This is a genomic window from Amycolatopsis sp. Hca4 (assembly GCF_013364075.1).
In the GTDB taxonomy this organism is placed as follows: domain Bacteria; phylum Actinomycetota; class Actinomycetes; order Mycobacteriales; family Pseudonocardiaceae; genus Amycolatopsis.
Genome location: NZ_CP054925.1, coordinates 8773155 through 8787696 on the forward strand (window position 1 = coordinate 8773155; position 14542 = coordinate 8787696).

The following is a 14542-nucleotide window of genomic DNA, read 5'->3' on the forward strand; positions in this document are numbered from 1 at the left end:
GGCACCGTCAGGTGAATCCGCCATCCGTCCTCCCCGGCCCGCTGTCGAGGCGTCCGTCGAGCAGCGCGACCCGCTCGCCCATCCCGCGCAAACCGTAGCCTGCCGCCGGCGCCTCCGGCGGGCGCCTGCCCTGTCGGTCGGCCACGGTCAGCTCGACGGACCCGTCGGTGTAGCCGAGCGTGACGTCCACCTCGGCCTGCGGCGCGTGCTTGCGCGTGTTGGCCAGCGCCTCCTGCACCGCGCGGACCAGTGCGGTGCCGACCGCCGGGGCGAGCTCGCGCGGGCGGCCTTCGACCGCGAGGTCGGCGCGGGCGCCGCTGTCCAGCCGGTACGCGGCGAGCAGGTCCGCGATCGCGCGTTCGACGCCGACGGCGTCCTCGTGCAGCGCGGCCACGGCTTTGCGGGCTTCGGCGAGCCCGTCCGAGGCCAGCGCCTGCGCCCGTTCGATCTGGGCCAGTGCGTCCGGGCTCGCGCCGTCGCGCACCAGCATCAGCCGCGCGCCCTGCAGGTTCAGCGCCAGCCCGGCCAGTGAGTGCGCCAGGACGTCGTGCAGCTCGCGGGCGATCCGGGCGCGTTCGGCGAGCGCGGCGGCCCGGGCGTGCTCCTCGTTGGCGGTCTGGGCGCGGGCCAGCGCGAGTTCGGTCTGCTCGAGGCGGGCGAGGCGGGCGCGCCGGTTCAGGCCCATCAGGATGACGATCGCGAGGACCGCGTACGTCGACAGGGCGCCTTCCCAGACGTGGTAGCGGGCCGCCCCGACGGTGACCGCGGCGAGGTCGAGCCCGACCGCCAGCACGATGGGCACGGCGGTCTGCCGCAGCACGACGAAGAACGTGGTGCTGAACATCGCCACCGACGCCCAGCTGCTCGGCAGGAGCACCCAGAGCGCGCCGGTGGTGGCGATCACGGCGAGCGGCAGCGCCGCCGTCAGCGGCCGGACGCGGGTCTCGTGGATCCACAGCAGCGGGACCGACAGCACCAGGGTGAGCCCGATCAGGAACCAGGCGAGCGTGCCCGCCCGAGGCATCGCGGCGACCATCGGCACGGCGACGAGGGCCCAGCGCAGCCAGCCCTGGGCCCGGGGGAATCCGGCTGGTCGGGTCGTCATTCCGGCAGTCCTCCGCGGGTGCTTGTACGGAAAATGTACCGACGGGGACTTCCCTGCGTGGAGTCAAGTTGTCCCGTTTGTACAGGAGGTTCCCCATGTCCAGCTTGCGACGGCTCGCCCTGATCGCCGCCGCCGCGGCGCTGCCCGCGCTCGGCCTCACCCTCGCCGGCCAGACGACGGCGTCGGCCGCGCCCAACTTCCAGGTGCCGTTCAAGTGCGGTGTCACGGTGACCGCGGCGACCTTCAGCGGCCACAGCCCGGCGTACTCGGTCGACTTCCAGAAGGACGGCATCACCGGCATGCCGGTGCTCGCCTCGGCGTCGGGCACGGTGACCCGGGTGGCCGACGAAGGCAGCACGAGCTACGGCAAGTGGGTCGAGGTCGACCACGGCGGCGGCTGGCGCACCCGGTACGCGCACCTGTCGGCCCAGGAGGTCTCCGTCGGCCAGTCGGTCGCGGGCGGCAAGGAGATCGGCAAGGCGGGCTCGACCGGCGGCGTCACCGGACCGCACCTGCACTTCGAGGAGCGCCTGGATGGCGTGGTGCAGAAGGCGAAGCTGAACGGCGTCGCGGTGCCGTACTACGGCCACACGAACTTCACGAGCAAGAACAACTGCGGCGGCAACCCGTATTCGGCCGAAGAGGTGTGCGGCGACGGCTTCTCCGTGGTGGACCAGCAGGCGCTGGCCAACTCGTCGGGCACGGCGTACCTGCTGTACAACGCTTCCACGAAGGCGAACTGCGTGACGACGCTGAAGGCCACGTCGCTCGGCACGGCGAGCCCGGTCGAGGCGTTCCTGGAGGTCCAGGGCGCGACCCGGGTGACCGATTCGGGCAGCTTCACGTACTACGCGGGGCCGGTGACGAAGACGGCCGACTCGACCTGCGTGAAGTGGGGCGGCTCGGTGGGCAGCAACACCTACGAGAGCGGCTTCGAGCACTGCGGCTGAGTCCGCTTGCGGGTGTCCGGCCGGTGGGCCGGGCAGCATAGCCCACCCCACCGACAGGAAAGAGCCGCCCGGCCCCGGCCGGGCGGCTTCCGTCCACATCGACCCCCGCCATCCACAGATTTCGCCCCGGCGCCCCATCCGCCCCCGTTCTGCCCCACTGTGGAGGCATGACCACAACCACCCCGCCCGACCTCCGCGACCCGGCCCAGCTGCTGGCCGCGCTCCCGTACCTGATCGGCTTCCGCCCCGAGAAATCCGTGGTGCTGCTCGGCCACTGCCACCCGGGCAACCGCCTGGGCCTGGTGCTGCGAGGCGACCTGCCCCGCCGCGAGCACCGAGCACGCCAGGCGCAGGCACTGGCCCCTCGGTTCGCAGCGGCCGGCCACATCGGCATCACGGTGGTGATCATCGGCGGACGGCGAAGACCGGAGAAGCCACCCCCACACACGGCTTTCGTCGGCGACCTCACGCGCGCGCTGGGGGAGTTCGGCCTCCCGGTCCTGCACGCCTTGTGGGCACCGGCGATCAGGGCGGGGGCACCCTGGGTGTGTTACCAAGTCGAAGAATGCGCGGGAGCATTGCCGGACCCCCGAGCAACGGTCCTGGCGGCGGCCGCAACCGAGAGCGGAACGGTGGCGTTCGACAGCCGCGAGGAGCTCGAGGCACTGCTGGCCCCACGATCACCGGAAGCGCTGGCCCGCCGAGCGGATCGCTTGTCCCGCATGACATTGCCACCGTGGCCGGAGCAAACCCGAGTAGACAACGCGGCCGCGACGGTCCGCGCGGCGTTCGAGCGCCACCGCCGCAACGAAGGCCCACCGACGGACGAGGAAGCGGTGCTGCTGGCAAGCGCGTTGAAGCTGCCGGAGATCCGCGACCTGTGCTTGGCAATGGCGGTACCCCCAGCCACGGCGTCGGCTCGCGAAGCGGAGGACGTCTGGCTGACGGCGGTTCGCGAGATCCCACCCCCGGAGAGAGCCGAACCGGCGGCCCTGCTGGGTTTCTCGGCTTACCTCCGCGGCGACGGAACATTCGCGGGAATGGCCCTGGACAACGCATTGGAGGCAGCCCCGGGGCACGTGCTGGCCTCGCTGCTGAGAAGGGTGCTGGACACGGGAACACCCCCGGAGGTGATCCGAGGCTTGGCCGCAGCGGCAGCAGGCCCTCTGGTGGGCTTCGGCTTGGAGCCGGCAGATTTCGAGGCGGACCAGGCGGCATGAGCAGCTTCACCGTGGGCCGCGGTTCGAAGGGAGTGCGGAGGCAGGCTTAATCGTCCATTATGGACGCATGGGGGCGGTCAGCCGGGCCTCGGCCCGGCGTCACCACTGGCGGCCGTGCTAGAGCACAGAAGCCCAGGTCCGCCGCCGGCCACCCAAGGGTCAGCCTCGTGGCGACTGGGTGAATTCCCAAGCGCCTCAAACGATCCCGGTGCGCGTTGGCTTACGCCCGAGTCGACGGCGGCCGGGCTAGGGCGCAAATGCCCCAGCCTGCCGCCGGTCACCCGGGCTCAGCCTCGCCGTGACTGGGTGAATTCCCAAGCGTCCCGAACAATCCCAGCAAGGTCGGTCCGCTCCGGCTTCCACCCGAGCTCCTCCCGAGCTGGGTCACTGGCGGCCACAAGCACCTATGGGTCGTCGCCCCCGCCGCGTAACCAGCGCGGCAGGCGAGGTTGGCTGCCGCTGTCGCGAGCCGGACTGCGGCGGTCCTAACCCGCCACGGAGCCCGTCACCGGCGTCCGGGCCAGGGCGCACAAGCCCCAGCCCGCCGCCCCGAGCTCAGCCTCGCCGTGACTGGGTGAATTCCCAAGCGTCCCGGACAATCCCAGCGAGATCAGTCCGCTCCGGCTTCCACCCGAGCTCCTCACGAGCCGGGTCGCTGGCGGCCACAAGCACCAATGGGTCGTCGCCCCCCGCTGCGTAACCAGCGCGGCAGGCGAGGTCGGCTGCCGCCGTCGCGAGCCGGACCGCGGCGGTCCCAACCCGACACGGAGCCCGTCCCCAGCGTCCGGGCCAGGGCGCACAAGCCCCAGCCCACCGCCGGTCACCCCGAGCTCAGCCTCGCCGTGACTGGGTGAATACCCAAGCGTCCCGGACAATCCCAGCAAGATCGGTCCGCTCCGGCTTCCACCCGAGCTCTTCCCGAGCCCGGTCACTGGCCGCCACGAGCACCGACGGGTCACCCGCCCGCCGCGGAGCCACCGCCGCCGGCACCGGGTGGCCGGTCACCTCGCGACAAGCCTCGATCACCTCGAGAACGGAGAACCCCGTGCCATTCCCCAGGTTGTAAATCCGGTGCTCGCCCGCCGTGGCGTGCTTCAGCGCCAGCAGGTGGGCGTCGGCGAGGTCCACGACGTGGATGTAGTCGCGCACCGCCGTGTGGTCCGGCGTCGGGTAGTCGTCGCCGTAGATCTGGATCTGCTCGCGGTCGCCCGTGGCGACCTGGAGAACGAGAGGAATGAGATGGGTTTCCGTGGTGTGGCGCTCGCCGAAGGCGCCGTACGCGCCCGCGACGTTGAAGTAGCGCAAGCTCACCGCCGCCAGGCCGTGCGCGACGGCGAAGCTGGTGATCGCCGCGTCGATGGCGAGCTTCGTGGCGCCGTAGGTGTTGGTCGGCCGGGTCGGCGCCGTCTCCGGGATCGGCGACTGCTCCGGCTCGCCGTAGGTCGCCGCCGTCGACGAGAACACCAGCCGGGGCGTGCCGTGCTCCTGCATGGCCTCCAGCAGCCGCAGGGAGGTGACGACGTTGCCTTCCCAGTACTTCGCCGGCTCCGTCATCGACTCGCCGACCAGCGACTTCGCCGCGAAGTGCAGCACACCGTCGAAGCCCTCGCGCAGCAGGCTGCCCGCCACCTCGGCGGCGTCGCCTTCGATGAACCGCGCGTCCGGGTGGACGGCGTCGGCGTGCCCGGTGGACAGGTCGTCGACGACGGTGACCTGGTGCCCGGCTTCGACCAGCCGGGCGGCGCAGACACTTCCGACGTACCCGGCTCCGCCCGTCACGACCAGCTTCAGGGCGTTGCTCTGCTCCGACACATCCAGGCCTTCCTGCCGAGGGTGACTGTGGCCCACAGTCTTCCCCCTCGACGACGCGCGGGTCCGCGCGGGGGTTGCCCCGAGCGGACCCGCGCGGTGTCAGAGCTCGTCGCGGCCGGCGCCGCGCGAAGGCACCGCCGTGAACATCCGCGGCCGCCGGTAACCGGCCTTTTCGTACGCCGCGTCGACGGCTTCCTTGACCCGCTCCAGGTCGGCGTCGCGGACCAGCGCGATCGCCGAGCCGCCGAAGCCGCCGCCGGTCATCCGGGAGCCGAGTGCGCCGGCCGCCCGCGCCGAGTCGACCGCGAGGTCCAGCTCGGCCGTGGAGATCCGGTAGTCGTCGCGCATGCTGACGTGCGAAGCGTCCAGGTACGGCCCGATCTCGGCCAGCCGCCCGGCGCGCAGCAGCTCGACCGTCTCGAGCACCCGCTGGTTCTCGGTGACGACGTGCCGCACCAGCGGCACGAGGTCCTCCGGGAGCCGGTCGAGGGCATCGGAAAGACCCTCGACGGTGACGTCACGCAGCGCCTTCACCCCGAGCAGCTCGGCCGCCCGCTCGGTGCCGCGGCGGCGCTCGCCGTAGCCGCCCTCGGCGTGCGAGTGCTTGGTGCGGGTGTCCATGATCAGCACCTGCAGCCCGGCCTCGGCGAGGCCGAACGGCACCTGCTCCTGCTCACCCGAGCGCACGTCGAGGAACAGCACGTGCGACTCGGTGCAGCAGAGGGACGCCGTCTGGTCGAGCAGGCCGGTGGGGGCGCCGACGAAGTCGTTCTCCGACCGCTGCACCCACCGCGCGATCTCGGGCCGCGACGGGACGTCGTCGCGGCTGCCGTCCAGCTCCAGGCCGGCCAGGCCCAGCAGCGCCAGCGACACCGCGCACTCGAGCGCGTGGGAGGAGGACAGCCCCGCCCCGGACGGCACGTCCCCGGCGATCACCAGGTTGGCGCCGTTGGGGAAGCCCTGGTCACGCAGCACCCAGGCGACGCCCGCCGGGTACGCGGCCCACCCCTCGACCGAGCCCGGCGCCAGGTCGGCGATCTTCAGCTCGCCGGAGCGCTGGAGCTGGCCGTCGTCGCCCAGGGTGGCCACGGACAGCACGCCGTCCTCGCGGGGCGCCGCCGCCACGGCCAGCCGGTGCGGCAGGGCGAACGGCAGCACGAAGCCGTCGTTGTAGTCGGTGTGCTCGCCGATCAGGTTGACGCGGCCGGGCGCCGACCAGACGCCGGCCGGCGCCGAGCCGTGGACCGTGCGGAACGCCGCCACGGCCTCCGAAGACGGGCTCATCGGGCCTGCGCCAGGACGGCGTGCAGCGCGGAGCTGGCGACCTGGGCGGTGGTGTCCCCGCCGGTGACCTCGATGGTGCCGCCGTTGGCCTTGCCGACGGTGACCGTGCCGCCCGGCACGATGCCGACGGACTTGAGCTCGGTCATCAGCGACTCGTCCAGCTGGACGTGCTCGGCGATGCGCCGGATCTCGACGCGGCCGCCGCCGGTGCGGGCGAACTCGTCGAGCCGGACCAGGTCGGCCTCCGCGGGCGGCGCGGGTTCTCCGTCGCCCAGCTTGTCGAGGCCGGGGATCGGGTTGCCGTAGGGCGAGGTGGTCGGGTGGTCGAGCAGCTTGACCAGCTTGCGCTCGACGGCCTCGCTCATCACGTGCTCCCAGCGGCACGCCTCGTTGTGCACGTGCTCCCACTCGAGCCCGATCACGTCGACGAGGAGGCGTTCGGCCAGGCGGTGCTTGCGCATGACGGCGATGGCCAGTTCCCGGCCGTGGTCGGTCAGCTGCAGGTGCCGGTCGTCGGCGACGACGACCAGGCCGTCGCGCTCCATCCGGGCGACCGTCTGGCTCACGGTCGGGCCGCTCTGCTGCAAGCGCTCGGCAATGCGGGCGCGCAGCGGAACGACACCTTCCTCTTCGAGCTCGTAAATGGTACGCAAGTACATCTCGGTGGTGTCGATGAGATCGTTCACGCTGTCCCCTTCGTCCGCGTTGCTCATCGTAGTCGTTGACCCCGACAGCGGCGGCGGCCCTCGGGAGTAACAACTCGCCGGTGGGGGATATGTCCGCACCCCGGCGCGGCCGGGTGGGCGGCCGCTGGAAGATGGGAGGCATGCGTCCGCTGATCAGCACCACCGACCTCGCCGCCGCGCTGGCCGGCCCGGCCGGGGACCGCCCCGTGGTCCTCGACGTCCGCTGGCGGCTCGCCGGCCCGCCCGGCGCCGACTCCTACCGCGAGAGCCATGTGCCCGGCGCGGTGTTCGTCGACCTCGACCGGGTGCTCGCGGGCGAGCCGGGCGAGGGCGGCAGACACCCCCTGCCCGACCCGGCCGACCTGCAGCGCGACCTGCGCGCGGCCGGCGTCCGCGAGGGCGTCCCGGTGGTGGCGTACGACGACGCGGACGGCTCGGTGGCGGCGCGCGCCTGGTGGCTCCTGCGCTGGGCGGGCCACGAAGAGGTGACGGTCCTCGACGGCGGTTACGCGGCGTGGTCATCCGAGGGGCGTCCGGTGAGCACGGAGGAGGAGCACCCGGAGCCGGGCGACTTCACGGTCCACCCGGGAGGCATGCCGGTCCTGGACGCGGACGAAGCGGCTGCCTTGGCCCGCGAGGGCCTGCTGCTCGACGCCCGGGCAACGCCGAGGTACACGGGCGAGACGGAGCCGGTGGACCCCCGGGCGGGTCACATCCCGGGAGCGGTGAACGCCCCGTTCTCGGCCCACATCGGCCCGGACGGCCGCTGGCGGCCCCCGACGGAGCTGGCGGCGCACTTCGCGAACCTGGGCCTGCGCCCGGGAGAGCCGGTCGCGGCGTACTGCGGCTCGGGCGTGACGGCCAGTTCGGTGGTCCTGGCCCTGGAGCTGGCGGGCCACCCGGGAGCGGGCCTGTACGCGGGCTCGTGGTCCCACTGGTCCCGCAACCCGAACCGCCCCGCGGCGACGGGCCCCCTGCCGGGCTGACGCCCACCTGAGCAGGCCGAAGGCGACCGGGCCGCGCGGGTTCGAACTGCCCCGGCGGCAGATGCCTGGCCGGGCTGGCCACCACCGGAGCCGGCCGAGGGTGATCGGGGCCGCGCGGCCCGCACTGCCCGGGCCGCGGCGCGGGCGCGGCCCGGGCGGAGGCGGCATCCCCCGTGCGGTGATGAGCGGGCCGGCCGCAGGTGCGGCTGATCGTCACCCGAGCAAGCCGAGAGCGGTCGGGCCGCGACACCCCCACTGCCCGAGAGCCAGCGCCGCGTCGTGCTGAGCGGCGGTGGGGCCGGGGTGGCATCCCCGATGGCCGGATGCCCTGCCGAGCCGATCGCCGCCCGGCGGCCGCAGTGGACAGCGCCGCGCGATCCCGCAGCACCGGGGGCGACCAGCACCCCGCCGGGCCGCGCCGACCCCCGGCGCCCACCTTGCCCCGCTCGCCACCCCACGCGTCCCCGCGATCGGCACTAGAGTCGACCGCATGTCGCCTGCCGTTGTTTGGGATCGTGGGCTGCTCGGTTATGACCTGGGTGGGGATCACCCCTTCAATCCCGTGCGGCTGGAGCTCACCGTCCGGCTGGCCACCGAGCTCGGTGTCCTCCAGGACGTTCCGCTGCTCGTCCCCACCGGGGCCGGGGACGAAGAACTCCTCCGGATCCACGCCCCCGAATACCTCGCCGCCGTGCGGGAGGCGCCTCTTGTCGGGTGGGATGTCGGGCACGGGCTCGGGACCTCCGACAACCCCGTCTTCTCCGACATGCACGATGCCTCCGCGCTCGTCGTCGGGTCCACCCTGCTCGCCGCGCGGAAGGTCGCCGAAGGCGAGGCCACGCGGGCCGTCAACATCGCCGGGGGGCTGCACCACGCCATGCGGGACCGGGCCGCGGGCTTCTGCGTCTACAACGACTGTGCCGTCGCCATCTCGTGGCTGCTCGACCACGGCTTCGACCGCATCGCCTACATCGACACCGACGTCCACCACGGCGACGGCGTCCAGGCCGCCTTCTACGACGACCCGCGCGTGCTCACCATCTCGATGCACCAGCACCCGTTCACGCTCTGGCCGGGCACCGGCTACTCCGCCGAGACCGGCCGCGGGAAAGCCGACGGCACCGCCGTCAACGTCCCGCTGCCGCCGCGCACCAAAGACCCCGGCTGGCTGCGGGCCTTCCACGCCGTCGTCCCGTCCCTGCTCGCCGACTTCGAACCGCAGCTGCTGTTCACCCAGTGCGGGGTCGACTCCCACGAAGAGGACCCGCTGGCCGACCTCTCGCTGAGCGTCGACGGCCACCGCACCATCTACGCCACCCTCCGCGACCTCGCCGAGACCTACGCCGGCGGGAAGTGGATCGCCGTCGGCGGTGGGGGCTACCAGCTGATCCGGGTCGTTCCGCGCTCGTGGACGCACCTGATCGCCACCGTCCTCGACCGGGACGTCGACCCGGCGACGCCGCTGCCGCCCGGCTGGCGGGAAACCGTCACCAAGGCCGCGCCGCACGCCGAGCTCCCGCAGACCATGACCGACGACCGCGACACGGAGTTCAAGCCGTGGGGCGACGGCGAGGACGACCCGGTCGACATCGCCGTCCGGGACACCCGCCGCGCCGTCTTCCCGCTGCACGGCCTCGACCCGGACGACCCCAGGGACTGACCATGGCCGGACGGGACCCCTTCGACTACCCCCGCGACTGGGAGGCCGACGTCGTGCTGTCCGACGGCGGCACCGTCCACCTGCGCCCGATCGTGCCCACCGACGCCGACGGCCTCGTCGCCTTCCACGCGAAACTCTCCGAACGCACCCGCTACTTCCGCTACTTCGGCGCCTACCCGCGGATCCCGGAAAGGGACCTGAAACGCTTCTCGACCGTCGACCACCACGACCGGGTCGCGTTCGCCGCGTTCCTCGGCGACGACATCGTCGCGGTCGGCCGGTACGAACGGCTCGACCACGGCCCGTCGGCCGAAGTCGCCTTCGTCGTCAGCGACGCCCACCAGGGCCGCGGCCTGGGCTCGATCCTGCTCGAACACCTCGCCGCGGCCGCCTCCGAATGCGGGCTGCGCCGGTTCGTCGCCGAGGTGCTCGCCGAGAACGCCGCCATGGTGCGCGTGTTCCGCGACGCCGGCTACCAGGTCAGCCGCGAGATCGAGGAAGGCGTGCTGCACCTGGAGTTCGACATCGACCCGACCGAGGAGTCCCTCGCCGTCGCGCGCTCCCGCGAGCAGGCGGCCGAGGCCCGCAGCGTGCACAACCTGCTGCACCCGTCCTCGATCGCGGTGATCGGCGCGTCCGCCGAGCCGGGCAAGGTCGGCCACGTCGCCTTCGTGAACCTCCTCGCGGCCGCGTTCACCGGCACCGTCTACCCGGTCAACCCCGAGCACCGCGCGATCCGGGGCGTGCGCGCCTACCCGTCGGTGCTGGACATCCCGGACCCGGTCGACCTGGCCGTGGTCGCGGTGCCCGCCGAGGCCGTCGAGTCCGTTTTGGACGCGTGCCTGGCCAAGGGCGTCAAGACGCTGCTGATCCTGTCCAGCGGGTTCGCCGAGGCCGGGCCGCACGGCCTGCACGCCGAGCTGCGGCTGGTCGGCGAGGCGCGGGCGCACGGCATGCGCGTGGTGGGCCCGAACGCGCTCGGCGTGCTCAACACCGCCCCCGGCATCCGGCTGAACGCCACCCTCGCGCCCCGGCTGCCCGGCCGCGGGCGCACCGGTTTCTTCTGCCAGTCCGGCGCGCTGGGCACCGCGATCCTCGCCGACGCCGAAGCGCGCGGGCTCGGCCTGTCCACGTTCGTCTCGGCAGGCAACCGCGCCGACGTCTCGGGCAACGACCTGCTCCAGTACTGGGAAACCGACCCGGACACCGACCTCGTGCTGCTGTACCTGGAGTCCTTCGGCAACCCGCGCAAGTTCGCGCGGCTGGCCCGGCGGCTCGCCAGGACGAAGCCGATCGTCGCCGTCAAGTCGGGCCGGCACGCGGTCCGGCCGCAGCTGGCGGCCACGTCGACGGAGATCGACGAAGCCAGCGTCCAGACGCTGTTCGAGCAGGCCGGCGTGGTGCGGGTGGAGTCGCTGGCGCAGCTGTTCGACACCGCGCTCGTGTTCGCCCACCAGCCGCTGCCCGCCGGGCCGCGGGTGGGGATCGTCGGCAACTCCAGCGCGATCGGGCTGCTGGCCGCCGACACCGCGCGGATGCAGGGCCTGCGGCTGGCGTCGGACCCGGTGGACGTCGGCCCGCAAGCCGGGCCGGAAGAGTTCGCCAAGGCCGTCCGCGAGGCCCTCACCTCGCCGGACACCGATGCGCTTGTCGTCGTGTTCGCCCCGCCGATCGCCATCCCCGGCACCGCGTACGCGCGGGCCCTGCGGGAGACCGTCGTCGAACTGGGGCAGCGCAAGCCGATCGTCTCGACGTTCCTCGCCGCCGAAGGCGTGCCGGACGAACTTGCGGTCCTGACCGAAGACGGTGTGCCGACGCGGGGCTCGATCCCGTCGTACCCGAGCCCCGAACGCGCGGTGAACTCCCTCGCCCGGGTCGTCCGGTACGCGGCGTGGCGGCAACGCCCGCAGGGCACGCTCGTGCGGCCCGCGGGGATCCACACCGAACAGGCGCAGGGCATCGTGCGCGAGCTCCTCGAAGCCGACAGCGGGAAGACGACGCTGCTCTCGGACGCCGAAGTCGTGCGGCTGCTGGACTGCTACGGCATCGACGTCGTGCCGTTCCGCATCGTGTCCACAGTGGACGAAGCGGTCGCGGCGGCGGCCGAGCTGGGCTACCCGGTGACGCTCAAGGCGGTCGACGAGCGGCTGCGCGGCCGGCCCGACCTGGCCGGCGTCCGGCTGGACCTGGCGTCCGAAGACTCGGTGCGCAACGCCTACGAGACGCTGCGCGAGGTCTCCGGCGACGACGAGGTCTACGTCCAGCGGATGGCACCCAAGGGCCTGTCGTGCGTGATCGGGCTGCAGGACGACCCGTCGTTCGGCACGCTCGTGTCGTTCGGGCTGTCCGGGCTGGTCAGCACGCTGCTCGGCGACCGGGCCTACCGCGCCGTGCCGCTCACCGACGTCGACGCGGCGACGCTGCTGCGCGAGCCACGGACGGCACCGCTGCTCACCGGCTACCGCGGCGACGAGCCCGCCGACCTCGCCGCACTGCAGGACATGGTGCTGCGGGTGGCGGCGCTGGCCGAGGACAACCCGGAGGTCCGGTCGTTGGTGCTGGACCCGATCCTGGCCTCGCCGGACGGCGCGTTCGTCGCCAACGCCCGCCTGGTGCTGGGGGCACCGCCCTCGCGCCCCGACACCGGCCCGCGCCGCCTGCGCGCCATCAATCCCCAGGACTGACCATGGCCGCACTGACCGAGCTGCTGTCCCGCCACCTCGGCGACCAGCCGGGCGCGGTGGCGCTGGTCGCCCGCGGCGAACAGGTCGAAGCCGCCGCCGTCGGTTCGGCCGACGTCGAGGGGACCGTCCCGATGGCGCGGGACTCGCTGTTCCGCATCGCGTCGCTCACCAAGCCGATCACCGCCGCGGCCGTCCTCCTGCTCGTCGACGACGGCGAGCTGGCCCTGGACGACCCGATCGCGCGGTGGCTGCCGGAGCTGGCCGCGCCGGTGGTCGTCCGCACGCCGGACGGCCCGGTCGACGACGTGGTCCCCGCCGTCCGCCCGGTCACGGTCGCCGACCTGCTCGCCTTCCGCTGCGGGTACGGCCTCGCCGCCGACATGACGCTGCCCGCGGTCGACCTGCTGCTGCAGGTGCTGGGGCACCCGGCCGCGTCACCGCGGGCGCTGTCGCCGGACGCGTGGCTGGCGGCGCTGGCGCAGGTGCCGATGCTGCACCAGCCGGGGGAGGCGTGGCTCTTCGAGACCGGCTCGGACCTGCAGGGCGTGCTGATCGCGCGTGCGTCCGGCCGTCCGCTGCCGGACTTCCTGGCGGAGCGGCTGTTCGAGCCGCTCGGCATGGCCGACACCGGGTTCACCGTGCCGACGGCCGCGCTCGGCCGGTTCACCAGCGCCTACCGCCGCGGCGAGGACGGCCTGCGGCTGATCGACTCGCCGGAGGGCCGGTGGAGCGCGCCACCGCCGTTCCCGTCCGGGGCGGGCGGGCTCGTCTCGACGGCCGACGACCTCCTCGCGTTCGCCCGCTTCCTGCGCGACGGCGGCACGGCGGCCGGCCACCGCCTCCTGACACCGGAATCGGTGCACCGGATGACGACCGACCACCTGACGCCGGCCCAGCGCGCGGCGGCCCGGCCGTTCCTGCGCGGCCAGGGCTGGGGCTACGGCGGTTCGGTCGACGTGGACCCGCAGGAGCCCTGGGAGGTCCCGGGCCGCTACGGCTGGGTCGGCGGCGCGGGAACGGCCCTGCACCTGGTCCCGTCGACGGGCACGGTCTCGGTCCTGCTCACCCAGGTCGAGCTGACCAGCCCCGAGCCGACGCCGCTGATGAAGCAGGTCTGGACCTACGCGGCGAGCTAGCGAGGGCCCGCGAGGAGGTCGCCCAGGGTCAGCAGCTGGTGGGTGGCCCCGCCGAGCTGGAACTCCAGGCGCTTCGCCGCCGCGAAGTACCGGTGGACCACGTGGTCGACGTCGATGCCGACGCCGCCGTGGACGTGCACCGCCGTGTGGGCCACCCGGTGGCCGGCCTCCGCCGCCCAGAACTTCGCCGTCGCCACCGCCGGAGCGGCCGGCACCTCGGACGTCAGCTGCCAGGCCGCCTGCAGGGTGGTCAGGCGGACCGCTTCCACGTCCAGGTAAGCGTCCGCGAGCCGCTGGCGGACCGCCTGGAAGCCGCCGATCACGTGGTCGAACTGCTTCCTCTCGGCCGCGTACGCCGCGGTCAGTTCCAAGGCCCGCTCGACCACGCCGAGCTGCTGCGCGCACACCCCCACCGTCCCGCGCAGGCGCAGCCACTCGCCGATGTCACCCAGCGGCACCCCGGGCACTTCGGACAGCGACAGCAGCGCGGCGTCCGCGTGGTCCACCGTCTGCTGCGGCTGCACCGAGACCCCGGGCCCGGCCGCGTCGACCAGGAACACCTCGCCGGGCGTGGCCACCAGGAACCCGTGCGCGAAGGCGCCGAACGGCACCGCGGTCTGCGTGCCCGACACCCGGCCGGCCACGGCGGTGAACCCGGACAGCGCCACCGCGAGGACCCGCTCGCCGCGCAGCACCGGCAGCACCCAGCGGTCCACCAGCTCCGGCGTGCCGAACTCGGCCAGCGCCGACGCGGCCATCGTGATCGACGGCAGGTAGGGGACTGCCGCCACCGCGCGGCCGATCTCGGTCAGCACCGAGCACTGCTCCAGCAGCCCGAACCCGCCGCCGCCGAGCGACGACGGCAGCGCCGCGTCCAGCACGCCCGCCTGGCCGAGGGCCGTCCACGCGACGGTGTCGAAGCCGCCGGTGCCGTGCGGGTCGTGGGTGACCTTGTCGGCCAGCAGCCGCCGGGTCAGCGCGGCGAGGTCGGCCGACGCTTCGGAAGGGGTGAAGTCCAT

General features: G+C 73.4%; 11 protein-coding genes and 2 pseudogenes. 6 read left to right on the forward strand and 7 right to left on the reverse strand.

Going from position 1 to position 14542, the window contains the following annotated elements; translation table 11 throughout:
* Nucleotides 1-7: 7 nt before the first annotated feature.
* Nucleotides 8-1105 carry a sensor histidine kinase gene (locus HUT10_RS39940; RefSeq protein ID WP_254897235.1) on the reverse strand — a complete coding sequence of 366 codons (1098 nt, stop codon included), beginning with the start codon at nt 1103-1105 and terminating at the stop codon, nt 8-10.
* Nucleotides 1106-1200: 95 nt separating this feature from the next.
* Between HUT10_RS39940 and HUT10_RS39945 the strand changes: the two genes are divergently transcribed.
* A complete protein-coding gene (locus HUT10_RS39945; RefSeq protein ID WP_176175922.1) occupies nt 1201-2055 on the forward strand; it encodes a M23 family metallopeptidase in 855 nt (284 codons plus the stop codon).
* A 167-nt stretch (nt 2056-2222) separates the two neighbouring features.
* On the forward strand, nt 2223-3275 hold the full coding sequence (locus tag HUT10_RS39950) for a DUF4192 domain-containing protein (protein WP_176175923.1): 1053 nt from the start codon (nt 2223-2225) through the stop codon (nt 3273-3275).
* A gap of 287 nt (nt 3276-3562) precedes the next feature.
* On the opposite strand, the pseudogene HUT10_RS51420 reads toward HUT10_RS39950, so the two are convergent.
* The 5 genes and pseudogenes from HUT10_RS51420 to HUT10_RS39965 all read right to left on the reverse strand — a co-directional run.
* Nucleotides 3563-3688 (reverse strand): annotated as a pseudogene (locus tag HUT10_RS51420) (UDP-glucose 4-epimerase GalE); the annotation flags it as partial.
* 142 nt (nt 3689-3830) lie between these two features.
* Nucleotides 3831-3968 (reverse strand): annotated as a pseudogene (locus HUT10_RS51425) (UDP-glucose 4-epimerase GalE); the annotation flags it as partial.
* A 138-nt stretch (nt 3969-4106) separates the two neighbouring features.
* Entirely contained in the window at nt 4107-5087 is a 981-nt protein-coding gene (gene galE / locus HUT10_RS39955) for a UDP-glucose 4-epimerase GalE (RefSeq protein WP_176175924.1), read from the reverse strand.
* A gap of 99 nt (nt 5088-5186) precedes the next feature.
* Complete coding sequence (gene galK / locus HUT10_RS39960; RefSeq protein ID WP_176175925.1) at nt 5187-6371, reverse strand: galactokinase; 1185 nt, start codon at nt 6369-6371, stop codon at nt 5187-5189.
* Nucleotides 6368-7084 (reverse strand): metal-dependent transcriptional regulator, encoded by a 717-nt coding sequence (locus tag HUT10_RS39965; RefSeq protein WP_086838114.1) that lies wholly within the window; start codon nt 7082-7084, stop codon nt 6368-6370. The genes galK and HUT10_RS39965 overlap by 4 nt, the downstream gene beginning before the upstream one ends.
* A 113-nt stretch (nt 7085-7197) precedes the next feature.
* Between HUT10_RS39965 and HUT10_RS39970 the strand changes: the two genes are divergently transcribed.
* From HUT10_RS39970 to HUT10_RS39985, 4 genes are all read left to right on the forward strand, one after another.
* Nucleotides 7198-8043, forward strand: a complete 846-nt coding sequence (locus HUT10_RS39970) for a sulfurtransferase (protein ID WP_176175926.1) — start codon at nt 7198-7200, stop codon at nt 8041-8043.
* A gap of 490 nt (nt 8044-8533) precedes the next feature.
* Nucleotides 8534-9703: an acetoin utilization protein AcuC gene (locus tag HUT10_RS39975; protein ID WP_176175927.1), complete on the forward strand. Its 1170-nt coding sequence runs from the start codon at nt 8534-8536 to the stop codon at nt 9701-9703.
* A gap of 2 nt (nt 9704-9705) precedes the next feature.
* Complete coding sequence (locus HUT10_RS39980) at nt 9706-12387, forward strand: bifunctional GNAT family N-acetyltransferase/acetate--CoA ligase family protein (protein ID WP_176175928.1); 2682 nt, start codon at nt 9706-9708, stop codon at nt 12385-12387.
* Between the two features lie 2 nt (nt 12388-12389).
* Nucleotides 12390-13523, forward strand: coding sequence for a serine hydrolase (locus tag HUT10_RS39985; protein ID WP_176175929.1), 1134 nt, complete (start codon nt 12390-12392; stop codon nt 13521-13523).
* On the opposite strand, the gene HUT10_RS39990 is transcribed toward HUT10_RS39985, so the two are convergent.
* Nucleotides 13520-14542 (reverse strand): acyl-CoA dehydrogenase family protein, encoded by a 1023-nt coding sequence (locus HUT10_RS39990; RefSeq protein WP_176175930.1) that lies wholly within the window; start codon nt 14540-14542, stop codon nt 13520-13522. The two genes, HUT10_RS39985 and HUT10_RS39990, sit on opposite strands and share 4 nt — an antisense overlap.